The organism is Minwuia sp. IMCC3009 (assembly GCF_029909415.1).
Classification (GTDB): Bacteria; Pseudomonadota; Alphaproteobacteria; order Minwuiales; family Minwuiaceae; genus Minwuia.
This window is the reverse complement of record NZ_CP123781.1, coordinates 714,177-736,792: the sequence shown is the minus strand read 5'-3', so window position 1 is coordinate 736,792 and position 22,616 is coordinate 714,177. Positions and strand designations below refer to the sequence as shown.

At 64.1% G+C, this 22,616-nt stretch carries 22 protein-coding genes; 15 read left to right on the top strand and 7 right to left on the bottom strand.

All coding sequences use genetic code 11. The features are described 5' to 3' along the window. Position 1: 1 nt before the first annotated feature. The gene (locus QGV55_RS03395) at positions 2 to 379 is read right to left on the bottom strand and encodes an STAS domain-containing protein (protein WP_281018267.1); all 378 of its coding nucleotides are present in this window, start codon (positions 377 to 379) and stop codon (positions 2 to 4) included. A 147-nt stretch (positions 380 to 526) separates the two neighbouring features. On the opposite strand from QGV55_RS03395, the gene QGV55_RS03390 reads away from it, so the two are divergent. Together QGV55_RS03390 and QGV55_RS03385 are read left to right on the top strand one after the other, a co-directional pair. Beyond that, complete coding sequence (locus QGV55_RS03390) at positions 527 to 1,150, top strand: glutathione S-transferase (RefSeq protein ID WP_281018268.1); 624 nt, start codon at positions 527 to 529, stop codon at positions 1,148 to 1,150. 17 nt (positions 1,151 to 1,167) lie between these two features. After that, positions 1,168 to 2,058: a DMT family transporter gene (locus QGV55_RS03385; protein WP_281018269.1), complete on the top strand. Its 891-nt coding sequence runs from the start codon at positions 1,168 to 1,170 to the stop codon at positions 2,056 to 2,058. A 753-nt stretch (positions 2,059 to 2,811) separates the two neighbouring features. On the opposite strand, the gene QGV55_RS03380 is transcribed toward QGV55_RS03385, so the two are convergent. Further along, positions 2,812 to 3,102 carry a 4a-hydroxytetrahydrobiopterin dehydratase gene (locus QGV55_RS03380; protein WP_281018270.1) on the bottom strand — a complete coding sequence of 97 codons (291 nt, stop codon included), beginning with the start codon at positions 3,100 to 3,102 and terminating at the stop codon, positions 2,812 to 2,814. Positions 3,103 to 3,117: 15 nt separating this feature from the next. Beyond that, complete coding sequence (locus QGV55_RS03375) at positions 3,118 to 3,618, bottom strand: cupin domain-containing protein (RefSeq protein ID WP_281018271.1); 501 nt, start codon at positions 3,616 to 3,618, stop codon at positions 3,118 to 3,120. Positions 3,619 to 3,735: 117 nt separating this feature from the next. On the opposite strand from QGV55_RS03375, the gene QGV55_RS03370 reads away from it, so the two are divergent. The 8 genes from QGV55_RS03370 (at position 3,736) to QGV55_RS03335 (ending at position 9,628) form a co-directional block, all read left to right on the top strand. Further along, the gene (locus QGV55_RS03370; RefSeq protein WP_281018272.1) at positions 3,736 to 3,909 is read left to right on the top strand and encodes a hypothetical protein; all 174 of its coding nucleotides are present in this window, start codon (positions 3,736 to 3,738) and stop codon (positions 3,907 to 3,909) included. 101 nt (positions 3,910 to 4,010) lie between these two features. After that, on the top strand, positions 4,011 to 5,273 hold the full coding sequence (gene murA, locus QGV55_RS03365) for a UDP-N-acetylglucosamine 1-carboxyvinyltransferase (protein ID WP_281018273.1): 1,263 nt from the start codon (positions 4,011 to 4,013) through the stop codon (positions 5,271 to 5,273). Positions 5,274 to 5,276: 3 nt separating this feature from the next. Continuing rightward, on the top strand, positions 5,277 to 5,765 hold the full coding sequence (locus tag QGV55_RS03360; protein WP_281018274.1) for a DUF2948 family protein: 489 nt from the start codon (positions 5,277 to 5,279) through the stop codon (positions 5,763 to 5,765). A 5-nt stretch (positions 5,766 to 5,770) separates the two neighbouring features. Next, complete coding sequence (gene hisG / locus QGV55_RS03355) at positions 5,771 to 6,439, top strand: ATP phosphoribosyltransferase (RefSeq protein WP_281018275.1); 669 nt, start codon at positions 5,771 to 5,773, stop codon at positions 6,437 to 6,439. After that, on the top strand, positions 6,423 to 7,718 hold the full coding sequence (hisD, locus tag QGV55_RS03350) for a histidinol dehydrogenase (protein ID WP_281018276.1): 1,296 nt from the start codon (positions 6,423 to 6,425) through the stop codon (positions 7,716 to 7,718). The genes hisG and hisD overlap by 17 nt, the downstream gene beginning before the upstream one ends. Before the next feature lie 4 nt (positions 7,719 to 7,722). Next, on the top strand, positions 7,723 to 8,202 hold the full coding sequence (locus QGV55_RS03345) for a UPF0262 family protein (RefSeq protein WP_281018277.1): 480 nt from the start codon (positions 7,723 to 7,725) through the stop codon (positions 8,200 to 8,202). 4 nt (positions 8,203 to 8,206) lie between these two features. Next, positions 8,207 to 8,653: an arsenate reductase ArsC gene (locus tag QGV55_RS03340; RefSeq protein WP_281018278.1), complete on the top strand. Its 447-nt coding sequence runs from the start codon at positions 8,207 to 8,209 to the stop codon at positions 8,651 to 8,653. Positions 8,654 to 8,977: 324 nt separating this feature from the next. Next, on the top strand, positions 8,978 to 9,628 hold the full coding sequence (locus QGV55_RS03335; protein ID WP_281018279.1) for an acetyltransferase: 651 nt from the start codon (positions 8,978 to 8,980) through the stop codon (positions 9,626 to 9,628). Between the two features lie 684 nt (positions 9,629 to 10,312). Here the strand turns inward: QGV55_RS03335 and QGV55_RS03330 are convergent. After that, positions 10,313 to 11,221 (bottom strand): peptidylprolyl isomerase, encoded by a 909-nt coding sequence (locus tag QGV55_RS03330; RefSeq protein WP_281018282.1) that lies wholly within the window; start codon positions 11,219 to 11,221, stop codon positions 10,313 to 10,315. A gap of 275 nt (positions 11,222 to 11,496) precedes the next feature. Here QGV55_RS03330 and secA point away from each other — a divergent pair, with 275 nt between their 5' ends. The 3 genes from secA to QGV55_RS03315 all read left to right on the top strand — a co-directional run bounded on the left by secA (position 11,497) and on the right by QGV55_RS03315 (position 15,314). Then, entirely contained in the window at positions 11,497 to 14,232 is a 2,736-nt protein-coding gene (gene secA, locus QGV55_RS03325) for a preprotein translocase subunit SecA (protein WP_348637655.1), read from the top strand. Positions 14,233 to 14,383: 151 nt separating this feature from the next. Further along, positions 14,384 to 14,812 carry a nuclear transport factor 2 family protein gene (locus tag QGV55_RS03320; protein ID WP_281018284.1) on the top strand — a complete coding sequence of 143 codons (429 nt, stop codon included), beginning with the start codon at positions 14,384 to 14,386 and terminating at the stop codon, positions 14,810 to 14,812. A 61-nt stretch (positions 14,813 to 14,873) separates the two neighbouring features. Next, entirely contained in the window at positions 14,874 to 15,314 is a 441-nt protein-coding gene (locus tag QGV55_RS03315; RefSeq protein ID WP_281018285.1) for a nuclear transport factor 2 family protein, read from the top strand. 52 nt (positions 15,315 to 15,366) lie between these two features. Here QGV55_RS03315 and QGV55_RS03310 read toward each other — a convergent pair whose 3' ends face one another. Next, positions 15,367 to 16,344 (bottom strand): helix-turn-helix domain-containing protein, encoded by a 978-nt coding sequence (locus QGV55_RS03310; RefSeq protein WP_281018286.1) that lies wholly within the window; start codon positions 16,342 to 16,344, stop codon positions 15,367 to 15,369. A gap of 242 nt (positions 16,345 to 16,586) precedes the next feature. Between QGV55_RS03310 and QGV55_RS03305 the strand changes: the two genes are divergently transcribed. After that, positions 16,587 to 17,804 carry a CoA transferase gene (locus QGV55_RS03305; protein WP_281018287.1) on the top strand — a complete coding sequence of 406 codons (1,218 nt, stop codon included), beginning with the start codon at positions 16,587 to 16,589 and terminating at the stop codon, positions 17,802 to 17,804. Positions 17,805 to 17,979: 175 nt separating this feature from the next. Then, a complete protein-coding gene (locus QGV55_RS03300) occupies positions 17,980 to 18,714 on the top strand; it encodes a YafY family protein (RefSeq protein WP_281018288.1) in 735 nt (244 codons plus the stop codon). Here the strand turns inward: QGV55_RS03300 and QGV55_RS03295 are convergent. Continuing rightward, a complete protein-coding gene (locus QGV55_RS03295) occupies positions 18,701 to 20,059 on the bottom strand; it encodes an HlyD family type I secretion periplasmic adaptor subunit (RefSeq protein ID WP_281018289.1) in 1,359 nt (452 codons plus the stop codon). The two genes, QGV55_RS03300 and QGV55_RS03295, sit on opposite strands and share 14 nt — an antisense overlap. Beyond that, entirely contained in the window at positions 20,056 to 22,599 is a 2,544-nt protein-coding gene (locus QGV55_RS03290; protein WP_281018290.1) for an ABC transporter transmembrane domain-containing protein, read from the bottom strand. Before QGV55_RS03290 ends, QGV55_RS03295 begins: the two co-directional genes overlap by 4 nt. Between the last annotated feature and the right edge of the window lie 17 nt (positions 22,600 to 22,616).

Genomic DNA, 22,616 nt, shown 5'->3' with positions numbered 1-22,616 from the left:
TTCAGTCCTCGTCCGTGTACGCCGCTGCGGCCAGTGCCGACACCGCCTGCAGCGCCTTCGGCATTTCGTCGAACGTCGGGAAGACCTTGTCGAAGTGACTGATCGTGAAGACCTCCTTCACCACCTCCTGCATGGAGGCAATGCGGATCGTCACACCCTTCGGCTTGGCCTGCTTGTTGGCCACCATCAGCGCCCGGAGACCAACACTGGAGATGTAATCGACCTTAGACAGATCGACCACGATCTGCTTCTCGGTTCCGACCGCCGCATCCACCAGCCCGGAGAGTTCCTTCTGGAAATCGCCGGCTGACGACTGATCAATCCTGCCCTCAGCCCGGACGACAATCGCGTCGCCATAGGTCGCCGTTGTCACCTTCATTTTGCAGTGTTCCCGTCCTGCAGATCGCCCCTCGCCGACAATCATAGTGCCAGCCCCCCTTGGTCGGCAACGCCTACTGCCTGCGATTGACGTTTCAGTGGGGTGCACCATCCTGTGAGGGAGCAAATTCATGAGGAGAGACCGGAGATGGCCGAATTCGAACTGTTCTGCTTCGCGCAGTCGGGCAATGCCTACAAGGCGGCACTGATGCTGAACATGTCCGGCGCGGACTGGCAGCCGCGCTTCGTCGATTTCTTCAACGGGGAGCACCGCTCGCCCGAGTATCTCGCCATCAACGAAATGGGAGAGGTTCCCGTGCTGCGGCACGGCGATGTCGCGCTCAGCCAGTCCGGCGTGATCCTGAACTATCTGGCGGAACAGATCGGCCAGTTCGGCCCGCAGAACAAGGACGAGGAACGCGAGATCCTGCGCTGGATGCTGTTCGACAACCACAAGTTCACCTCCAACATCGCCACCTACCGCTTCATGGCCGTGCTGGCCAAGGTCGGTGACCCGGCGGTGCACGAATTCCTGAAGGGCCGGATGATGCAGGCGCTGAAGGTGGTGGAACGGCGGCTGGCACAGAACGAATTCCTGCTGGGCGACCGCATGACCATCGCCGACTTCTCCCTGCTCGGGTACCTCTACTACCCGGACGAATTCCACATGACCGGCTGGCCGGACTTCCCCAACATCAGGCGCTGGACGGAGCAGGTGCAGGGCATGAAGGGCTGGGTCGGCCCCTATGAACTGATGCCGCAGAAGGGCTGACCCGAACGACACGGGCCATGTCGCTGAACCGCAGGACAGCGCTGATCGTCGCTCTGGTCGGCCTGTTTGCGGTCAGCCATGGCGTGATCTTCATCCGGCTGGCGGGGGACGCTCCGGCGCTGCTCATCGCGCTCGCCCGGGTCGCCATCGCGACCGCCGTGATGGCGCCGTTTGGCCTGCTTGCCCTGTCCGCCCGCGCCGAACTGCCCGCTGGCGCGATGCGCCGCGCTGTCGTCGCGTCCCTGCTCGGCGGGCTGTTCCTCGCCCTGCATTTCGCAAGCTGGATCACCTCGCTGGAGCGGATCTCGATTGCGGAATCGACGATCCTGGTCAGCCTGACCCCTGTCTGGGTTGCCCTGATCGACGTGGCGACAGGGCGGGGCATGCCGAACCGGCGCCTGCTGCTGGCCATCGCACTCTGCCTGACGGGAACCCTGGTGCTTGCCCTCGACGGCGTGCAGCGTCTCGACGGGGATCCGGCCGGCCTGCTGCTGGCGGTGGCGGGCGGACTGTTCATGGCGCTCTACCTGATCAGCGGGCGGCGGGCGCGCGCCGTGCTGCAGACTTCGTCCTATGCCACGCTCTGCTATGGCACCGCAGCCCTGCTGCTGGGCGCTGCCGTAGGCGCCCTCGACGTGGAGGTCACCGGCTACGGCTGGCCGACCTGGACCGCGCTGCTGGCGCTGGGTCTGGTCAGCCAGGTGATCGGCCACACCAGCTACAACTGGACCCTCGCCACCCTGCCCCCGGCCTTCGTCGCCATCTGCCTGCTGGGGGAACCGGTGCTGGGCGCGTTGCTCGGCTGGCTCTATCTGGGCGAGGCGGTTTCCATGGCGGCGTTCGGCGCGGGCATCCTCATCCTGTCCGGCATCGGCATCGCAATCAGCGCGGAGATCAGACGAGGCTGATCGACAGTGATGCCCATGAACAGGTAGGCTTAATATTTTGAACAGGTAGGGCAGACTAATTCCATTGACTTGCATTTTACATTGACAGAAACGATGCGTATTCATGGTTGAAATTATCATTAAATGCTTGACTGGCTCTCAACCAATATGCATGAAAATAATGATAATAAAATATTAAATTATTCACAATTTTATATTATTTGAAATTTGTCTGATGCTTATTATTTTTTCTTGGCACTAAACCAGGAGAGCAAAAAATTTCGAGAAATGAATGGTGCGCCAGAATGGCTCTGGTTTCTGGTTCAAATGATATATGTTCTTATTTCTGTCTTTCTGACAAAGAAAATTGAGAAATCTCAGATTTTTTTAGAACTAAGGAGTATTTGAGAACTATATCACATCAAATCGACATGTCTTTTTGTAGCCGTCAAACAGAAAAAAGATGATCCATTGCGTAGATCTCGTATCATATTTTCGATAATAATTGCTTTGAATATGATTTCATTTTTAATATTACCTACTATGTTTTCGTGGGCGATTGGAGTGGCCTTTTTTCGCTGACAATGTAATTTTTGTTGACAACTTTCTCATGCACCACACTCAATTGAATATTGATTTGATTTTGTGGAGAAAACTGGCGCGGTAGGCGTGTTTGACGGCGAATATTCAGGAATGACAGCCTCATCAGAGATGAGGATATGAACGACCGAGCATTGGCGCAGGGTTGAATGTCAAACCTTCAGGCTGGCGTCACTAGACGGCAGCCTTGTCCATGAACCGGGCCAGCTTGATGTCCAGTTCGGTCAGGCCACCGGCATCATGGGTGGAGAGCGTGACTTCCACCTTGTTGTAGACGTTGAACCATTCCGGATGGTGATCCATCTTCTCCGCCTTCAGGGCCACGCGGCTCATGAAGCCGAAGGCGGCGTTGAAGTCCTTGAACTGGAACGTGCGGGTGATGGCATCACGCCCGTCCACCAGCGACCAGTCGCTGATGCTGGCCAGGGCTTCACCACGTTCGCTTTCTGTCAGTTTCGTCGCCATTGGAAGCTCTCCCGTTCAGTGTGTCAGATCGCGGATCAGGGGCGCGGCGTCCGGCCAGCCTGCCAGCAGCGCGTCGCGCTGACCGATCTCGAAATCCGCGAAGTCGAAACCGGGGGCTACCGTCGTGCCCAGCAGGGCAAACCCCTGCCCGCCCCGCACACGTGCACCCTGCCACACGTTGCGCGGCACCACCACCTGAGGGCGCTGGCCCGCCGCCAGATCGTTGCCGATGGTGACAAGCCGGTGGCCGCCGTCCGGCATCAGCCAGAGCTGCTCCACCGGGTCGCCCAGATAGAAGTGGAAGATCTCGTCGGAGCGCAGCCGGTGCAGGGTGGAGATCGCCGCCGCCTCCAGCATGTAATAGATCGCGGTCGAGACGGATCGGGGGCCGTCGTAGCCTGCGGGCAGCGCCTCGGCGGCCAGTTGCTCCGGCGCGCGATGGATCTCCGCGAACCAGCCCCCTTCCGGATGCGGTTGCATGTCCAGCATCCGCCTGATCTCCGCCGCAGTCGTCATCAGCCACTCTCCCGGTCGATACGCCCTCAATCGGGCACAGCCGGTGCGGCATCGTCAAGCTTGCGGCACATCGCACCGCCGCCTAGAACCACACGACCCTGAGCGGAGAGACGGGCAATGGCCACAGGTGATGGCGAGGACAAGGACCGGCGGGCTGGCAAGGCTGCCGCCGAGGCGGAGAAGCAGGCACGGCTGGCCGCACGGCTGCGGGAGAACCTGAAACGCCGCCGCGCGCCGCGCAAGACAGGTGAGCGCCCGGCGGGAGCCATCAAGAACACCGAAAAGCACTGAAAAGCATTGACCTGCCGCGGAATCGCCTGATTTGTGCGGGACTTCAGGCTGCAGGGTGAATCGCAACCACCCCGAATCGTGATCAGACAGACAGGAACGACATGGACAGCATTGTCATTCGGGGCGGCAAGCCGCTGAACGGGACCATTGCCATCAGTGGAGCCAAGAACGCCGCCCTGCCGCTGATGGTCGCGACCCTGCTGACCGATGAACCCGTCACGCTGACCAATGTCCCCGACCTGATGGACATCGCGACCATGGCCGCCCTGCTGCGCGGACACGGGACCATTGCCGAGGACAGGGACGGCGGCACCTGGCACCTGCATACGCCCGACATCACCAGCACCACCGCCCCCTATGACATCGTGCGCAAGATGCGTGCGAGCGTGCTGGTGCTCGGCCCCCTGCTGGCACGGGAGCGTCAGGCGACGGTGTCCCTGCCCGGCGGCTGCGCCATCGGCACCCGACCCGTGAACATCCACATCGACGGCCTGGTCGCCATGGGTGCCGAGATCGAGATCGAGGGCGGCTACATGAAGGCCCGCGCGCCGCAAGGGCTGCGGGGCGCGCGCATCACCATGTCGAATGTCTCCGTCGGCGCGACGGAGAACCTGCTGACCGCCGCTGTGCTGGCCGACGGCACCACGGTGCTGGAGAATGCGGCACGGGAGCCGGAGATCGCCGACCTGATCGACCTGCTGGTCGCCATGGGCGCGGAGATCGAGGGACGCGGCACCGACCGCCTGACCGTTCATGGCAAGGACCGGCTGCACGGCGCTGCGCACCGGGTGCTGCCGGACCGGATCGAGACCGGCACCTTTGCGGTGGCTGCGGCCATCACGGGGGGCGATATCCTGCTGGCCGGGGCTGATCCCGAGATCGTCGAGGCCATCATGGAACCGATCTCCCGCGCCGGGGCCACCATCGACGACCTGCCGGAGGGAATCCGGGTCCGCCGCAACGGGGCCGGTATCCTGGGCGTCGACGTCATGACCCAGCCCTATCCCGGCTTCCCGACAGACATGCAGGCGCAGATCATGGCGCTGATGTCGGTCAGTCACGGCGCGGCGATGATCACGGAAACGATCTTCGAGAACCGTTTCATGCATGTGCCGGAGCTTGGTCGCATGGGCGCGAACATCACGGTTCACGGCGGCTCCGCCCTCGTCCGGGGGGTGCCGGGGCTGAAGGGTGCGCCGGTCATGGCGACCGATCTGCGCGCCTCTGTCTCGCTGGTGCTGGCCGGTCTGGCCGCAGAAGGTGAAACCGTCGTCAATCGCGTCTATCATCTGGACCGGGGATACGAACGGCTGGAGGCCAAGCTGGTGGCCTGTGGCGCGGATGTGGAGAGGGTCAGGGAATAGTCGATGGAGCGAGGGGGTCAGGGCGAACCGCTGCCACGGCTGCATCTTCACGCAGTCAATGCAGATGATCTGGAGATATTGAGCGCCGCACTGGTCAGCATGACCGTGAAGCGCGCCGATCTCGCCCTGCAGAAGGCGCGGCGGCGGCTGGCCTTCGTCGGCAACCGGTTCCGCTGGGAGGATGAGCGGCTGGACGGCATGGGCGGCAGCCGCATCCGTGCCGGTGTGCAGATCAACGACGTGATCCGGGTGAGGACGCAGGGCATGGCAACGCTGGAGGGGGAGACGGTGCTGGAACTGCTTTCCATCAGCCAGAGGCCGCTCGACGCCCCAGCTGCGGAACTGACCCTGAACTTTGCCGGTGGAATGACCATGCTGCTGGACGTGGACTGCATCGACGTGCTGATGGACGATATGGGGCGGCCTTGGTATACGCCCAACCAGCCCGACCACGGGCTGGACGATCCGGAGCAGCACAACAGCGAAAGCTGAACCCCATGACCACGACCGAACCGCTTGTCATCGCCCTGCCGAAGGGCCGCATTCTCAAGGAAGCCATGCCGCTTGTCCGCGCTGCGGGGATCGAGCCGGAGGCTGCCTTCGATGATCCGAAGTCGCGCCAGCTGCGGTTTGCCACCAACCATCCGGGGGTGGAGATCATCCGGGTCCGGTCCTTCGACGTGGCCACCTTCGTCGCCTTCGGCGCGGCGCAGCTCGGCATTGCCGGTCATGACGTGCTGATGGAATTCGACTATTCGGACATCTACGCGCCGCTGGACCTGGGCATCGGCTTCTGCCGCCTGGCCGTGGCCGAACCGGCCGAACTGTCACGCACCGACGACCCGTCCCGCTGGTCGCACGTCCGTGTTGCGACCAAGTACCCGCACATCACCGCCACCCACTTCGCCAAGCGTGGTGTGCAGGCAGAGTGCATCAAGCTGAATGGTGCCATGGAACTGGCGCCGACACTGGGCCTGTGCCGCCGCATCGTCGATCTGGTCTCCACCGGTTCCACGCTGAAGGCCAACGGGCTGGTGGAAGTGGAGCACATTGCCGACATCACCAGCCGCCTGATCGTCAACCGTACCGCGCTGAAGACCCGGCCCGTGGAGATTCAGGGCTGGATCGAGCAGTTCCGGAGGGCGGTCGATGCTGAAGCGGCTTGATCGTTCCGCGCCATCCTTCGACGCCGACTTCGAGGCGCTGCTGAATGACAAGCGGGAGACATCGGAGGATGTCGACGCCACCGTCACGGACATCATCGCCACGGTCAGGCGGGATGGCGACGCGGCCCTGATCGAATATACCCGCCGCTTTGACCGGATGGATCTGACCAGTCCCGAGGACCTTCGTTTCACGGACGAAGAGATCGCCGCTGCGGAAGGGCAATGCGCGCCGGAGACACTGGCCGCGCTGGACATCGCCGCAGGCCGTATCGAAGCGTTTCACGCCCGCCAGCGCCCCGCCGATGACCGTTTCACCGACGAGGAGGGTGTCGTGCTCGGCGCGCGCTGGACCGCGATCGGTGCGGTCGGGCTCTATGTCCCCGGCGGCACCGCCTCCTATCCCTCCTCCGTGCTGATGAACGCCATCCCGGCGCGGGTCGCGGGGGTGGAGCGGGTGGCCATGGTGGTGCCGACACCGGACGGTGTCATCAACCCGCTGGTGATCGCCGCCGCGCGCCGCGCGGGTGTCAGCGAGATCTACCGTCTCGGCGGCGCGCAGGCCGTCGCGGCACTGGCCTATGGCACCCCCAGCATAGCCCCGGTCGACAAGATCGTCGGCCCCGGCAATGCCTGGGTCGCGGCTGCCAAGCGTCGGGTCTTCGGGCAGGTCGGCATCGACATGATCGCGGGACCGTCAGAGATCCTCGTCGTCGCTGACGGGGAAAATGATCCGGCCTGGATCGCCGCCGACCTGCTGTCCCAGTCGGAACATGATGTCTCGGCCCAGGCGATCCTGATCACCAACGATCCCCTGTTCGCGGATCGGGTGGCGGAAGCGGTCGAGAGCCATCTGCAGTCCCTCGACCGCTCCGGCATGGCGCGGCAGAGCTGGGAGAGTCACGGCGCGATCATTCTGGTCGGCGACCTGGATGACGCCCCTGCCCTGGTGGACCGCCTGGCACCGGAGCACCTGGAACTGGCCGTCAGCGACCCGGAGGCCCTGATGGCCCGGGTTCGCAATGCCGGTGCAATCTTCCTGGGCCGCTATACGCCGGAGGCCATTGGCGACTATGTGGCCGGGCCGAACCATGTCCTGCCCACCGCGCGCAGTGCCCGTTTTTCCTCCGGCCTCAACCTGCTGGACTTCATGAAGCGCACCACCTTCGTGGGCTGTGATGCCGACAGCCTGCGCCGGATCGGCCCCGCAGCCGCAACGCTGGCGGACGCGGAGGGGCTGACCGCCCATGCGCTGTCCGTCCGCATCCGAAACAACGGGTGAAAGCATGGCCGACCACGCGGACAGGATTGTCGAGATCACGCTGGATGACAGCTCCATCAAGAGCTGGGGTCCGGATGTGGACCACGAACGGCGCGTGGCGATCTTCGACCTGATCGAGGCCAACAACTTCAAGCCTTTGGGGGATGAATTCAGCGGTCCCTTCGCGGTGCATCTGCTGATCGAGGACAACCGTCTTGTCATCGACATCCGCGGGCAGGATCACACACCGCAGGGCCGCATCGTGCTGGCCCTGTCACCGTTCCGGCGGATCGTGCGGGACTACTTCAAGGTCTGCGAGAGCTACTTCAGCGCCATCAAGACCTCGACCCCTTCCCAGATCGAGGCCATCGACATGGGACGACGCGGCATCCACAACGAAGGCTCCGAAGTCCTGCAGGAGCGGCTGGATGGCAAGATCGACATGGATTTCGACACGGCACGGCGGCTGTTCACGCTGATCTGCGTACTGCACATCAGGGCCTGAGCACATGCCACGTGACCTTCCCGGTGCTGTGCTGTTCTGCTGCACCGAGAACAGTGTCCGGTCCCCGATGGCGGAGGGGCTGATGAAACAGCTGCTGGGTCACGCGGTCTATGTGGATTCCTGCGGGGTCCGGTCCCGCGATGTGGACGGCTTCTCGATCACCGTCATGGACGAACTCGGGATCGACGTCAGCCGGCACAATTCAAAGAGCTTCGACGACCTGGAGGACTCCTCGTTCGACGTCATCATCACGCTCTCGCCGGAGGCACAGCACAAGGCCATCGAGCTGACCCGCACCATGGCCTGCGACGTGGAATACTGGCCCACCATGGACCCGTCCCTGACCGAAGGCAGCCGCGAACGCCGCCTGGAATCCTGGCGCCAGGTCCGCGACCAGCTTCGCGACCGCATCCTGAAACGCTTCAGCCCCGGCCCGGCCCCGACGGTGTGACCCCCGTTTCCGGAAATGAACAGGCGATCTGCTGACCGATCGGACCAGAGGGGGTTTGAGTGGCGCGCCCGAAGACCGAAAGCGAATCTGGAATTCCGTTTCCTTGAAGATTGATCGCGACTTGCGAAGATGGCAGAAAATCGGGCAGGAACAGCAACGCGACAGCGTCAGGTCGTTTGTACGGTCGCCTGCCGGACCCTACAGTCACTGGCTCCGGGACGAAGCCCGTTCGACAATGAACGGCGTTGAACGCAGGAATCATCTGGGGAAAGCCGACTTGGCCGAGGTTGCATCGACCATAGTCAGTCTGTTGAGGGGCAGCCTGTGATTCTCTTTGGCGTCAGATCTCCGATCGTTGTCGAGCTGGAAGAAAGCTGTCTGCGCGCCGGACTGACAATCCGTGCGGCAGTGAACACCGGCGGGCCATCACGGGTGACACGCCGGGACCGTGTCATTTCCAGGGACGACTATCTGGCGGAAGAACACGGCGACAGGTTCATACCCTGCGCCTTCGCCCCGAGCCGCAGGCGCGCGCTGACCCAATCTGCCCTGGCCATGGGCCTGACGCTTGCTGATGCCCTGATCGATCCTTCGGCGATTGTCGCCAGCACCACGCGCATCTATCCGGGGTGCTACATCAATGCTGGTGCCGTCATTGGAGCTGTGACCCTGGTCGGCGAGGGTGTGCTGATCAACCGCTCAGCGTCTGTCGGTCATCACTGCATCATCGGCGAATACACGAGCATCGGCCCGGGTGCCGTGCTGGCGGGCAATGTCCATGTCGGGCAGGACGTGATCATCGGCGCCGGCGCAGTGATCCTGCCGAACGTCCGGATAGGCGACAACTGTGTCATCGCGGCCGGCGCGATTGTCCGCCGCGCCTTGCCGGCGGGCAGCATCGCCGCCGGTTCACCGGCTCGCACGATCAGGGGCGGATCGGGTGCCCTGGCCATTTCCCGGGGCGAGGACGAGTGAGCAACGACCTGCGGAAACTCTGGCTCCAGCTGGAGCGCAAGGGCCGGGGCGACTTCCTGGCCGTTCGGGACGGATCAAGGTCCTGTCGTCAGTTGATGTCCATGATCGAGACCTGTTGCGGCATCTTCGACGGATACGGTCTGACGTCAGGAGACCGCGTACTGATCAGCCTATCCCGGAGTACTTGCGGCCATGCTGGCCATGGGTCTCTGGCACGAAACCTCATTGTACTGGCTCGGGTGGGGTCTGTGGCAGGGACTGGGTATCACCATCACCCAGCTTGCCTTCCGCATACCGACCGGTAATCTGCCGACAAGTCTGGTATCCGTGATCGGAATGGCCTTCGCCGCCCTTTGGCTCAGTGCCACACACCCGGTCCTGTCCCGCCTGGCAGAGTACATGTCCCCATGACACCCTGGTCCAGATCCATCGGTCGGCTAATGCCGCAATGGCTAGTCGCACCTGCCTTGGTGCTCATCTACTCTTTCATGCTGTTCGCGGTGATCGCCTTGCTCGGGTACTACGCAGGAGACCAGATCCTGTATTTCGACGTCGGGTCATCGCGCTGAGAACCTGATGACAGCTCTGATCCGCGCCGGCTCCGCGACCGCATCCTGAAACGCTGCAGCCCCGGCCCGGCACCGACGAAATGACTCGGCGACAGGTCCGGGGCTGCGGTCAGGCCTATTCCTTCGGTGCGGCGGGCTGGCCGGGTTCGGTCAGGGGGGAGCCGTCGAGGTTCAGCTCCTCGATCTTCGCGTCCTTGCGCAGGTCGGCGATGATGTTGCCGATCATCTCACCGGTCATTTCCTGCTCCAGTTCCTGACGCTTTTCCTCGAACGTCGGGCGCGGCTGGTCGCGGCGTTCCTCGACCTTGATCACGTGCCAGCCGAAGCGGGTCTGGACGGGCTCGGCGCTGATCTCCTGCTCCGCCATCTTATATGCGGCATCGGAGAACGGCTTCACCATCTTGTCCGCCGTGAAGAAGCCCAGGTCGCCACCGGTGGGTGCGGACGGTCCCTGTGACTTCGCCTTGGCGAGTTCGGCAAAGTCGGCACCGCCCTGCAGTTCGGCGATCACGGCCTTGGCCTCATCCTCGGTCTTCAGCAGGATGTGGCGGGCGCGGATCTCCTGGGTCGCGGGATTGTCGACCAGGAAGCGCGCGTAGGCGGCGCGCAGGGCCTCCTCCGTCACGTCCTTCTCCAGCTGACCGAGCAGCAGATATTCGCGCATCTTGTTCTGGCGAAACTCCTCGACCTCGGCTTCCAGTTTCTCGTTGCCCCGCAGGCCGGCAGCCTCCGCCGCATCAAGCAGCAGGGAGTGGTTGACGGCACGCTTCACCAGCATCGGGTAGAGCGTCGAGATCGGCACCTGCTGGTACTGCGGCGGCAGGTCCTGGATCATCGACATCACGGCCTCCAGCCGGATCTCCTCACCATTCACACGGGCCACGACCGGGTTCTGTTCCACCTTCTCGGCCTCGGTCGGTTCCGCAGCGGGCGTCGGCGCGGTCGTGGTCTGGGCGAGGGCGGCAGGCGCGGTGAGCGCCAGGCCGAGCACGAGGGCCAGACCATGACGGTGGTTGATCAGCATGAATGCGTTCCTTCTCGATGATCCGTACGGCGCTTCGCCGTCCGTTGGAGCGGGTTTCAGCCCTCTCACATAAAGATGCAGGCCCGCAGTCACAAGGCGATTGGATCACGATCCGGTGCACTGTCCGGTTACTGCAGGGGGCAGCGCACTTGCGCCGCGTTGACAGTGCCACGCGCCCCGCCTATGTCACCCGGGTAATTCCCGGTCCGCCGCACGCGCTGTCGCGACACATGCGCGGGGTCGTGCGGACACTCTCTCGCATGAGGATCCAGCGCATGATCGGCGCCCTGGCCCGAAAGATATTCGGAACCCCGAACGACCGTCTGGTGAAGACGTACCTGAAACGGGTGGAACCCATCAACGCGCTGGAGCCGCAGATCGCGGCCCTGAGCGACGATGAAATGCGCGCCCGGATCACGGAACTGAAGGCCGAGGTCGCAGCCGGCAAGACGCTGGATGCGGTCATGAACGAGACCTTCGCCATCGTGCGCGAAGCGGCGAAACGCACCCTGGGGCAACGCCACTACGACGTCCAGATGGTCGGCGGCATGGTGCTGCATGAAGGCAATATCGCCGAGATGAAGACCGGCGAGGGCAAGACGCTGGTGGCAACGCTGCCCGTCGTGCTGAACGCCCTGTCAGGCAAGGGCGTGCATGTCGTCACCGTCAACGACTACCTGGCCCAGCGCGACAGTGCCTGGATGGCGGAGATCTATCAGTTCCTGGGGCTGACCGTCGGCTGCATCGTGCATGGCATGTCCGATCTGGAACGCCGCGCCGCCTATCTGTGCGACGTCACCTATGCCACCAACAACGAGCTTGGCTTCGACTATCTGCGCGACAACATGAAGTTCACACGCGGCGAGATGGTGCATCGCCCGTTCAACTTCGCCATCGTCGACGAGGTCGACTCCATCCTGGTCGACGAGGCGCGGACGCCGCTGATCATCTCCGGCCCTGCCGAGGATTCCTCCGACCTCTACACGACCATCAATCCGCTGGTCGCCGAACTGTCGGATGAACATATCGAGGTCGACGAGAAGACCCGCAGCGCCTCCCTGACCGAAGAGGGCCAGGAGCATATGGAGGCCCGGCTGGCCGAGCTGGAAATGCTGCATGCCCCCAGCCTCTACGACATGGAGAACATCTCCATCGTCCACCACATCAATCAGGCCGTGCGGGCGCACAAGGTATTCCAGCGCGACACCGACTACATCGTGCGCAACGACAAGGTGATCATCATTGATGAGTTCACCGGGCGCATGATGGAGGGGCGGCGCTATTCGGAGGGGCTGCATCAGGCGCTGGAGGCCAAGGAAGGCGTCACCATCCAGCCCGAGAACCAGACCCTCGCCTCCATCACCTTCCAGAACTATTTCCGCATGTATCCGACCCTGTCGGGCATGACCGGCACGGCGGCAACCGAGGCCGAGGAGTTCCAGCAGATCTACAAGCTGGATGTGGTCGAGATCCCGACCAACGTGATGGTCCAGCGCGACGATCAGGACGACGAGGTCTATCGCACCGCCGCCGAGAAGACCGCCGCCATCGTCGATACGCTGGAGGACTGCCAGAAGCGGGGCCAGCCGGTGCTGGTCGGCACCGTCTCCATCGACAAGTCCGAACTGCTGTCGGAGGCGCTGAAGAAGCGCAACATCAGGCACAGCGTGCTGAACGCGCGCTATCACGAGCAGGAAGCGCAGATCATCTCCCAGGCCGGGCGTCTGGGCGCGGTAACCATCGCCACCAACATGGCCGGTCGCGGCACCGACATCCAGCTCGGCGGCAATCTCGACATGCGGCTGGAACAGGAACTGGCCGAACTGCGCGATGAATCGAAGCGCGAGGAACTGGCGAAACGCATCCGCGACGAGGTCGCTGAGGAACGCGCCAAGGTGAAGGCGGCGGGGGGCCTGTTCGTGCTCGGCACCGAACGCCACGAGAGCCGCCGCATCGACAACCAGTTGCGGGGCCGTTCCGGCCGTCAGGGCGATCCCGGCACGTCGCGGTTCTACCTCAGCCTTGACGATGACCTGATGCGCATCTTCGGGTCGGAGCGCATGGACAGCATGCTGCGTCGCCTGGGCCTGAAGGAGGGGGAGGCCATCGTCCACCCCTGGATCAACAAGGCCCTCGAGAAGGCGCAGCAGAAGGTGGAGGCGCGCAACTACGACATCCGCAAGAACCTGCTGCGCTTCGACGACGTGATGAACGACCAGCGCAAGGTGATCTACGAACAGCGCATCGAGCTGATGGAAACCGACGACGTGTCGGAGACCGTGGTCGACATGCGCCGCGAAACCGTGGACGTCATCGTCAGCCGCCACATTCCCGCCAACGCCTACCCCGAGCAGTGGGACTCGGAGGGGATGGAGGAAGAGGTGAAACGCGTTCTGGCGCTCGACCTGCCGATCCGGGAATGGGCGGCGGAGGAAGGCATTGCCGACGAAGGCATTCGCGATCGCCTGAACGATGCCCTGGACCGCCACATGGCGGAAAAGGCCGCGCGCTATACCCCGGACGTGATGCGGATGGTGGAGAAGAGCCTGGTGCTCCAGATTCTCGACCAGACGTGGAAGGAGCATCTGCAGCAGCTCGATTTCCTGCGCCAGGGTATCGGCCTGCGCGCCTACGCCCAGCGCGACCCGCTGAACGAGTACAAGTCGGAAGCCTTCGAGATGTTCGAGGCGATGCTGAACCGGATGCGGGAGACCGTGACCGGCGCGCTGGCCAATCTGGAACTGCGCATGCAGGACCCGGAAGCCGCCATCGCCCCGCCCAGCGGCCCCGACCCCGACGCCCTGCAGGAAGTGCACGAGGACGCCTCTGCCCTGGGTGGTGCCGAGCCTGCCGCCCCTGCTGCACCCGCGGGCCCGCAACCGGTCGCCAACCGCCGCGCCAACGGCCTGGACAAGGACGACCCCTCCACCTGGGGCCGCGTCGGCCGCAACGCCCCCTGCCCCTGCGGCTCCGGCAAGAAGTACAAGCACTGCCACGGGGTTGCGAAGTAGCAACTTCCGCCGGGCGATGGTCTCATGGCATCGACTGCGGCCATTCCGCAGACGAAGCCGCGATTCTGCATGCGATCTGACGCCTCTCTCCTAAGTGCCCGGCGCAATCGGCCATAGCCTCCCTGTCACAACCGGACAGGAGGACAGGCACATGGCCCATGCGGCAACCACGCAAAGTCTCACCGAGGTATTCGAGGACTGGACCAGGGCGCTCAACGGCGATCTGGACAGGTTCTGGTCCTATTTCGACGCTGAGTCGGAGACGCTGGACGAAGACTATCCCTGGCGCATGACCAAGGACGAGATCATCGATCACATCGACTTCCATGCTGCCGGCGGCGGCCAGGGCCTCTGGGAGTTCTTCCAGTGGGTCCCGCGGGAGGTGAACGTGAAGGTCTTCGGCACCACCGGGCATGTCAGCGGCTTCTCCACCTTCCGCGGCAAGCCGCGCGACTGTGGCTTTCGCCAGCGTTTCATGGGCTTCACCCTGACCTGGTACCTGTCCGATGACGGCTGGAAGCTGGTCTGCTGGCACCAGAGCGTACTGCTGGGCCGGATCGTCGGCGCCTCCCCCAGCTAGGAACGCTGGCCATCCAGAGCACTGAATTTCACGACCGAGCCTGAGACACGGAGCAGGGACCATGTCGGATATCGAAGAGATCATCCAGTTGAAGAACCGCTACTGGCACTACAACGATACCGGTTTGCTGGGCGACAGGATCGCGGAACTGTTCACGGAAGACGGCATCTGGACGAACGCGGAACTGGGTCACTACGAGGGGCGGGAGGCAATCCGGGACTTCTTCAACGGTGCTTCGGAAGCCCTGCCCTTCTGCGCCCACCTCGGCATGAATCCGGTGATCGAGGTGGACGGCGCAACAGCCACCGGCATATGGCGCGCGATCCTGCTTGGCACTTTCGTGGAAGAGGGCAGACAGGTCAGCCGTCATATCCTGATCGATTACCGGGATGACTATGCACGCCAGGGCGGACGCTGGCTGATCCGCAAGCTCGACATCCTCTTCAACTTCAACATCCCCTTCGGCGAGGGCTGGGCCGGGCAGACGGTGATCCGGCGGTAGACCGGCCGGACACAGAGACGGCTTCAGACCGTACCGCCGCGCTGACCGGCTCTCACGGGAGATGGCGCTGGCGATAGGCGCTCGGCGACAGTCCCGACTCCGCGCGAAAGACCCGGCTGAAATAGCCCGCATCAAGGAAGCCGACATCGAACCCGATGGCTGCGACGGACTGGCTCGCCCTGGTCGGGTCCGAGAGATAGGCGCGTGCCTGCTCCAGCCGTCGCTGACGGATCAGGTCGGAGAGGGTTTCGCCGCGCTCGGCCAGCAGTTTCTGGATGTACCGCAGCGAAAGTCCCAGATCGTCGACGAACTGGCCAGACGACAGCTGCGGGTCCGTGAACCGTCGCTCGATGGCATTGAAGATACGGCTGCGATGCGCCGCGCGGACGGAGTTGTCCCCGCTGAGGTGTGCCGTCTCCGGCGCATCCAGCGACAGTGCCAGCAGGTCGATCAGGTTATGCGCCATCCGCCCGGCTGACGCCGCGTCGAGATCGGCGGCATTGCTGGCAAAGGAGCGCGCCATGTCCACGAACATGCGCACTGCCGGGAAGCGACCGGAAAAATGCTGCCCCAGCAGATCGTCGATCATCGGAATGCGTTGCCGCAACTGATCCCCCTCGATCCGCAGGGAGATCAGACGGTTCTCCGTCGGCTGTTCGTAGGTATAGGTCTGATAGGTCGAGATCACGGAGAAGTCTCCGGGCGACAGTTCGGCAGCGGCATCGTTCCGCTGGGTCACGGCCAGCATCTCGTCGTGCGGAATTGGCAGGAAATAGTAATCACTGCCCGATCGGGCCGTATGCGTACGGCGTCTGGTACAGAGCATCGGGTCACAGTGAACACTTGCAACCCGGATACGTCCCACGTCGAAGATGCCAAGGCGACCGTAGCGAAAGTCGGAGCCCAGACTCTTCAGGTCCAGGGGGTAATAGGTGTCGTTGATGGTATCCGCCCAGGCACCGACCCGCTTGTGGTCCGGTTGCCCGCTCACTTCAAACCAGGAACGGGGGGATGATGCTTCAACTCGCAAGATCGGGGGCCTCCCCAGTCACCGCAACGGAAAGACGAAATGGTGACAGTATCCCCATGGTGACGCAATGCGGCCGCAGGAACCTTCAGCCGAACCCGAATGACCGGCGCGATTCTGCATGGTTTGGGACGCGAATGTCCCATTGGCGCACCTGGGTGAACTGTGCCGCGCGCTTCCGGCCTTCATTTTCCCTGCAGGCATTCTAGGTTATCGGGAACGTCCAACGCGGGGAGAGCATTGCCATGGCCGGACCATTGAGCGGATTTCGCATTCTTGATCTGAGTGCGGTGATCTCCGGGCCGTTCGGGACCATGATCCTGGCGGACCAGGGGGCCGACGTGATCAAGGTGGAGCCGATGGGCGGGGACTTCACGCGCTCAGCGGGCAACCGCATGAACGGCATGTCTGCCAGCTTCCTGAACAACAACCGCAACAAGCGCTCCATCGCCGTGGACCTGAAGGCACCGGGCGGTGTCGATCTGATCAGGCGCCTGGCGCAGGACTGCGACGTCTTCGTGCAGAACTTCCGCCCCGGCGTCGTCGAGCGCCTCGGGCTGGGGGAAGACTCGATCCGCGCGGTGCGCCCCGACATCGTCTATGTCTCGCTGAGTGGCTTCGGGGAGAAGGGACCGTTCGCAGGCAAGCCGGTCTATGATCCGATCGTGCAGGCGCTGTCCGGTCTCGCGTCCGTACAGGGCGGCTCCGACGAGCAGCGCCCGCGCCTGCTGCGCACCATCCTGCCCGACAAGCTGACCGCCATCACCGCGTCGCAGGCCATCACCGCCGCCCTGCTGGCGCGGGAGCGTACCGGGGAGGGTCAGCACGTGCGCCTGTCGATGCTGGACGCCGTGGTCGCCTTTCTCTGGTCATCGGACATGGGCGGGCAGACCTATGTCGGCCATGACGTCAGCCAGCAGCGCGCCGCCAGCTTCATCGACCTGATCTACGAGACGAAGGACGGGCACATGAGTGTCGCGGTCATGACCAATCCGCAGTGGAAGGCGCTGGCGGAGGTCACGGGCCATCCCGAATGGCTGGACGATCCGCGCTTCGCCACGACGGAACTGCGTGACCTGAACATCAACGACCGGCTGGAACTGATCCAGTCGGTACTGGTGGAGCGCACGACGGATGAATGGATGGCCGTGCTGGAGCCCGCCGGTGTGCCCTGCGCGCCGGTGCTTCACCGCAAGGACATGATCCACCATCCGCAGGTGCAGGCCAGCGGTATCGTGACGGAGAATGACCACCCGGTGGCCGGCAGGCTGCGCCAGGCCCGCAATGCCGCCCGCTTCAGCGGGACCACGCCGGAGCACCGCTTCGGCGCGCCGCAACTGGGCGAGCACACGGACGAGATCCTGCGCGAGGCCGGTTTCAGCGATGCGGAGATTTCGGACATGCGGGCGCAGGGCACGGTGACCTCCGCCGCGCCGGTCGCCAGCGAAACCGGCGCCGACTGAAGATCCGCGCCGGGGCCGGGTGCCAGCGGTCCAGCCCCAGTGCCATCAGTGTCGCGTGGTCATAGTAGCTCATGGTCAGGCCTCCTTCGCCTGACCTGAAGCTAGTGATCGCTGCTGACAGACCCTTGTCAGGGGTGGTCGCTATGCTGTCAGCAGTTCAATGACGGAGAGCCAGATGAAACGATCCAACCGCATGTTCGAGGTGATCCAGATCCTGCGGGCCACCCCGTGCCCGCTGACTGCTGCGACACTGTCGGAGCGGCTGGAGGTTTCGGTGCGCACGATCTATCGCGACATCGCTGCCCTGCAGGCCATGGGCACGCCGATCGAGGGCGAACCGGGCGTCGGCTACATGATGCGGCGCGGCTATGACCTGCCACCGCTGAATTTCGACCAGGAGGAGGTGGAGGCCCTGCGTGTCGGCCTCGCCATGCTGTCACGCACCGGCGACCGGGCCCTGCAACGCGCCGCCGACCGGATCTGCGCCAAGATCGACGCCCTGCATTCGCCGCTGGACTGGCTGCAGGTCTCGCCCTGGGGCGCGCCACTGGATGATCCGGGACAGGGCTGTGTCTCCAAGGCCGTGCTGCGGGAGGCGGTGCGCAGCGAACGGAAACTGCGCCTGCTCTACGCCAATGCTGGGGGCACCCGCACCACCCGCACGGTGCTGCCGCTGGCCCTGACCTATCACGTGGACTGCGTGGTGCTGGCCGCATGGTGCGAGATGCGCGGTGCCTTCCGCCACTTCCGGACCGACCGGATGTGGGATGCGAAGATGCTGGCGGACACCTTCACCTGTCAGGGCATGGCGCTGCGCAGTCTCTGGCGCCAGCAGGACCGGTCGGAACTGGACGCGCGCATGTATCGGCCGGTGGGCACCAGCGGGGGTGCCGCGACTACCGCTCCCTGAACGCCTCGTCCGCCGTGCCGATGACCCGGTCGGTGAGGTAGGAAAGGACGGAGCGGGAACCGGCCTTCAGTTCGGCATCCACCTGCATGCCGGGGCGGACCTGATTGCGGCCCGGCACGTCACCCAGGTAGTTCCGGTCGGTACGAATCTCGACGACATAGAAGATCGCACCGCTCTGTTCATCCGTATTGGCGTCACGGGCGACCCGTTCGACCGTACCGTTCAGCGCGCCATACTTGATGAAATCATAGGCGCGGACCTTGATGTTCGCCTGCTGACCGGTCTCGACACTGGAAATGTCGCTGTTGGCAACCCGCGCCTCGATCACCAGATTGTCGGACTGCGGCACCACGGACATCAGCGGCTCGTTCGGGCGCACGGCCTGTCCGGTATTGTTCACCGCCAGATTCTGCACATAGCCATCGACCGGGCTGCGCACGATGGTCCGGTCCAGTCGCGCCGTCGCCTGCTCCAGATTGCGCGCCGTGCGATCCCGCGCACCCCGGGTTTCCGCCAGTTGCGTCAGCACATCGCTGCGGGACTCATCATCGATCTCGCGCCGCCGGGACTTGGAGGCCGACAGGGCCGACAGGGCGGAATCGAGGGACTGACGGGTTTCCTGCAACTGGCCCTCCGTCTCCGCGAGCTGGCGCTGCACGGACTGGAACCGCAGGAACGGGAAGTGTCCCTTGTCGGTCAGGGTACGCAGGGACCGTACCTGTTCGGCCAGCACGTCGCGGCTCTCGCTCAGCGTATTGATGCGAACACGAAAGGAATTGATGTCGGACTGCGCCTGTTCGATCTCCCGCTCCGCCGATTCACGGCGCGATTCCAGGGAGTCACGCCGCGCCTCCAGCAGGCGGGTATGCGTTGCCACAAGATCCGGACGCTCACGCGCGACAATGTCGGGAAAGCGGATCACGGCGTCATCACCGGCCTCCGCCTCCAGCCGGGCAAGCTCGGCCTCCAGCGTCTGCAGGTCACCGCGCAACCGACGGACCTCGCCATTGATGATCTCGCTGTCGAGACGCAGCAGCGGGTCCCCCTGCCGCACCAGATCGCCGTCCCGCACCATGATCTCGGCGACCGAGCCGCCCTCCGGGTGATTGACCAGCTTCACGCGACCGCCGGGCCGCACCTGACCCTGTGCGACCACTGCCTGATCGACCTCTGCGATGGCCGCCCAGGCAAGGATGACAATGAAGAAGCCGCAGATAATCAGGACAAGCAGGGAGGCAAGCGGTGAATGCCGGGCCTCGCTGATGGCCTGTGCTTCAGGCAGGAAATCGGAATATTGCGCGCCCCGCTGCCGGGTACGCCCGCCATCGGTGTCATTCCTGCTCATGCCTTGGCGTCCGCCGAACCGGCTCCGTTCCGTGCCTCACCTGACCCCGGTCGCGGCCGGTCGCCGGGACGCATCGCGGCGTCACGCATCCGGGTCCGCGCGAAGGCAATGACCTCCTCCGGCGAGCCCACACGCTCGATATGCCCGTCGATCAGCAGGGCGACCCTGTCCGCGATCACCATCGGTGCCATACGGTGGGAGATCATGATGATCGTCCGACCGCGTTTCGCGCGCTTCAGGGCGCGGATCAGCCGTTCCTCCGTACCCGGATCAAGCGCGCTGGTCGCCTCGTCGAAGATCAGGATCTTCGGGTTGCGGATCAGCGCCCGCGCGACTGCCAGCAACTGCTTCTGCCCTGACGACAGACCGCCGCCCCGTTCGCTCAGCACCGTGTCATAGCCCTTGGGCAGGCGCTGGATGAACTCATGCGCGCCGACGAAGCGGGCAACCGATTCCACCCGCGCCGGGTCCTTGTCGTCGATACCCATGGCGATGTTCTCGCGCACCGTACCGGCGAACAGCTGCACGTCCTGCGGCACCACACCCACCTGCCGCCGCAGGGTGGCGGGCGAGATATGGGCGATGTCGGTGTCATCCACCAGAACACGCCCGTTGTCCGGCAGATAGAGCCCCTGGATCAGCTTCGACAGCGTGGTCTTGCCCTGCCCCGACGGCCCGATGATGCCGAACACCTGTCCGGCCTCCACCGTCAGGTTGATGTCGTAGAGTACCGGCGGCAGGTCGTCGGCGTAGCGGAAGGCAATGTTCTCGAACGTCACCTTGCCGTCGAACGTCGTGCCGGGGCTGAGTTCGCCCGGCTCCGACTCCGGCGGTTCCTGCATCAGGTCATCGATGCGCGCGAAGGCCGTCCGCACTTCCTGCACCTGATGCCAGGCCCCCACGACCTGCCGCATCGGTGCGACAGCCCGGGTGGCAAGAATGTTGGTGGCGATCAGCGCACCGATCGACATCTCGTTTTCCATGATCAGCATGGCACCGACGACGATGACGATCAGACTCAGGATCTGCTGCAGGTTCTGGCCCAGCGCCGACAGCACACCCGACAGCGTGCTGGAGCGATAGCCGGTCCAGGCAGACAGGCCGAGGCGGTGGTCCCAGCGCCGCTCGATCTCCGCTTCCAGACCCAGCGCCTTCACGGTCAGCGCATTGGCCATGGTCTCGTGCAGGGCGGAGGACTTCGCGGCCTGACCGATGAAGTTCTGCTCCGTCAGCTTCTTCTGCCGACCGTGTGAAACGACCGACAACAGGATGAAGATGGGAATCGAGACCAGCACGATCATGGCGATCAGCGGTTCAATCATCAGCAGTGCGAACAGGAAGACGAAGACAAACAGCAGGTCGGCGCAGACCAGCGGCATCTGGCCGGTGAAGAAGGCGCGGATGGAATCGAGCTGCCGCATCCGCTCCGAGATCACGCCGCTCGCCGTGGTCTCGAAATGACGATAGGGCAGCCGCAGCAGGTGATGCACCAGCTCGCCGCCGATCAGCGATTCGACCCGGGCACCCGTGTGACTGGAAATGTAGACCCGGACGATGCGCAGGATCAGATCGAAGGCGTAGATCACCACCATGCCGATGGCCAGCGCCATCAGGGTCGACTGCGCGCCGCCACCCGTACCCACGACCTTGTTGAACACGGTCATGATGAACAGCGGGGCCGCCAGCGCGAAGATGTTGATCATCAGCGACGCAGCCGCGAGTTCCAGCAGGACACCGCGCATCTTCCGCACGATGCTGGACCGCCAGTCCCGCGTGCCCTTGGTCGCCGCCTCCGGCGCCTTCAGCACGATGGCGAGATTGCCGAGCGGCTGGATCTGTTCCGCGGTCAGTATCTCGGTCTCATCGCGGATCGGATCATAGACCGCGAACCGCGTCCCTTCCTTGCGGACAATGGAACGCGCCTCGGTCGGCGAGTCCTTCGGCAGCAGGATGAACGGCGGTTTCAGATTCTCCAGCGTCTTGCGGTTGAAGCTGCGTTCCGTCACCGGGAACCCCAGCCGCTCCGCCGCCAGCCGGAAGCCGTCGAGGGTCATGGGGGATCCGGCACCGGGGGCCGCGGCCTGAATGTCGGGCGCACCGATGGGGCGACCGACTTCCCGCGTGGTGCGGATCAGCAGCCGACGCAAGACATCGACACGCAGCCCGGATGGTCCTTCGGCCTGCGCGGACGGCTGCCCGGCCTTGTCCGTCGGGGCAGCCGGCTTCTTCCTCGCGGCCCCCTGCGGTGCCTCCTCTGGCTGCGGCCTGGCGGGCGCATCGTCAGGTGCCTTCGTGGCGCTGGGACGACGCCATTCCTCGGCGGCGAGGTCGGAAATGACAGCGCTCTGGCGGTTGGTCGCGGCTTCCTTCGCCTGCGCCGCCGCCGGTCGTCCGGGCCTCGGCGCAGGCCTGTCGGCACCTATGCGGGACCAGCCGTCGCTAATCGGCGTCACCACACCCGGCCCCTTCCGGGGTTGCGGTCGCGACCAGCCACCCTCGTCGTCCTGTCCGTGCCCGTTGCTGTCCGACGGATCAGCCATTCAGCGTTCCTGCCAGT

Bases quoted from the DNA above. Each gene is read 5' to 3' on its own strand.
- QGV55_RS03395 (WP_281018267.1), bottom strand. From the start codon at position 379: ATGAAGGTGACAACGGCGACCTATGGCGACGCGATTGTCGTCCGGGCT.
- QGV55_RS03390 (WP_281018268.1), top strand. From the start codon at position 527: ATGGCCGAATTCGAACTGTTCTGCTTCGCGCAGTCGGGCAATGCCTAC.
- QGV55_RS03385 (WP_281018269.1), top strand. From the start codon at position 1,168: ATGTCGCTGAACCGCAGGACAGCGCTGATCGTCGCTCTGGTCGGCCTG.
- QGV55_RS03380 (WP_281018270.1), bottom strand. From the start codon at position 3,102: ATGGCGACGAAACTGACAGAAAGCGAACGTGGTGAAGCCCTGGCCAGC.
- QGV55_RS03375 (WP_281018271.1), bottom strand. From the start codon at position 3,618: ATGACGACTGCGGCGGAGATCAGGCGGATGCTGGACATGCAACCGCAT.
- QGV55_RS03370 (WP_281018272.1), top strand. From the start codon at position 3,736: ATGGCCACAGGTGATGGCGAGGACAAGGACCGGCGGGCTGGCAAGGCT.
- murA (WP_281018273.1), top strand. From the start codon at position 4,011: ATGGACAGCATTGTCATTCGGGGCGGCAAGCCGCTGAACGGGACCATT.
- QGV55_RS03360 (WP_281018274.1), top strand. From the start codon at position 5,277: ATGGAGCGAGGGGGTCAGGGCGAACCGCTGCCACGGCTGCATCTTCAC.
- hisG (WP_281018275.1), top strand. From the start codon at position 5,771: ATGACCACGACCGAACCGCTTGTCATCGCCCTGCCGAAGGGCCGCATT.
- hisD (WP_281018276.1), top strand. From the start codon at position 6,423: ATGCTGAAGCGGCTTGATCGTTCCGCGCCATCCTTCGACGCCGACTTC.
- QGV55_RS03345 (WP_281018277.1), top strand. From the start codon at position 7,723: ATGGCCGACCACGCGGACAGGATTGTCGAGATCACGCTGGATGACAGC.
- QGV55_RS03340 (WP_281018278.1), top strand. From the start codon at position 8,207: ATGCCACGTGACCTTCCCGGTGCTGTGCTGTTCTGCTGCACCGAGAAC.
- QGV55_RS03330 (WP_281018282.1), bottom strand. From the start codon at position 11,221: ATGCTGATCAACCACCGTCATGGTCTGGCCCTCGTGCTCGGCCTGGCG.
- secA (WP_348637655.1), top strand. From the start codon at position 11,497: ATGATCGGCGCCCTGGCCCGAAAGATATTCGGAACCCCGAACGACCGT.
- QGV55_RS03320 (WP_281018284.1), top strand. From the start codon at position 14,384: ATGGCCCATGCGGCAACCACGCAAAGTCTCACCGAGGTATTCGAGGAC.
- QGV55_RS03315 (WP_281018285.1), top strand. From the start codon at position 14,874: ATGTCGGATATCGAAGAGATCATCCAGTTGAAGAACCGCTACTGGCAC.
- QGV55_RS03305 (WP_281018287.1), top strand. From the start codon at position 16,587: ATGGCCGGACCATTGAGCGGATTTCGCATTCTTGATCTGAGTGCGGTG.
- QGV55_RS03300 (WP_281018288.1), top strand. From the start codon at position 17,980: ATGAAACGATCCAACCGCATGTTCGAGGTGATCCAGATCCTGCGGGCC.
- QGV55_RS03295 (WP_281018289.1), bottom strand. From the start codon at position 20,059: ATGAGCAGGAATGACACCGATGGCGGGCGTACCCGGCAGCGGGGCGCG.
- QGV55_RS03290 (WP_281018290.1), bottom strand. From the start codon at position 22,599: ATGGCTGATCCGTCGGACAGCAACGGGCACGGACAGGACGACGAGGGT.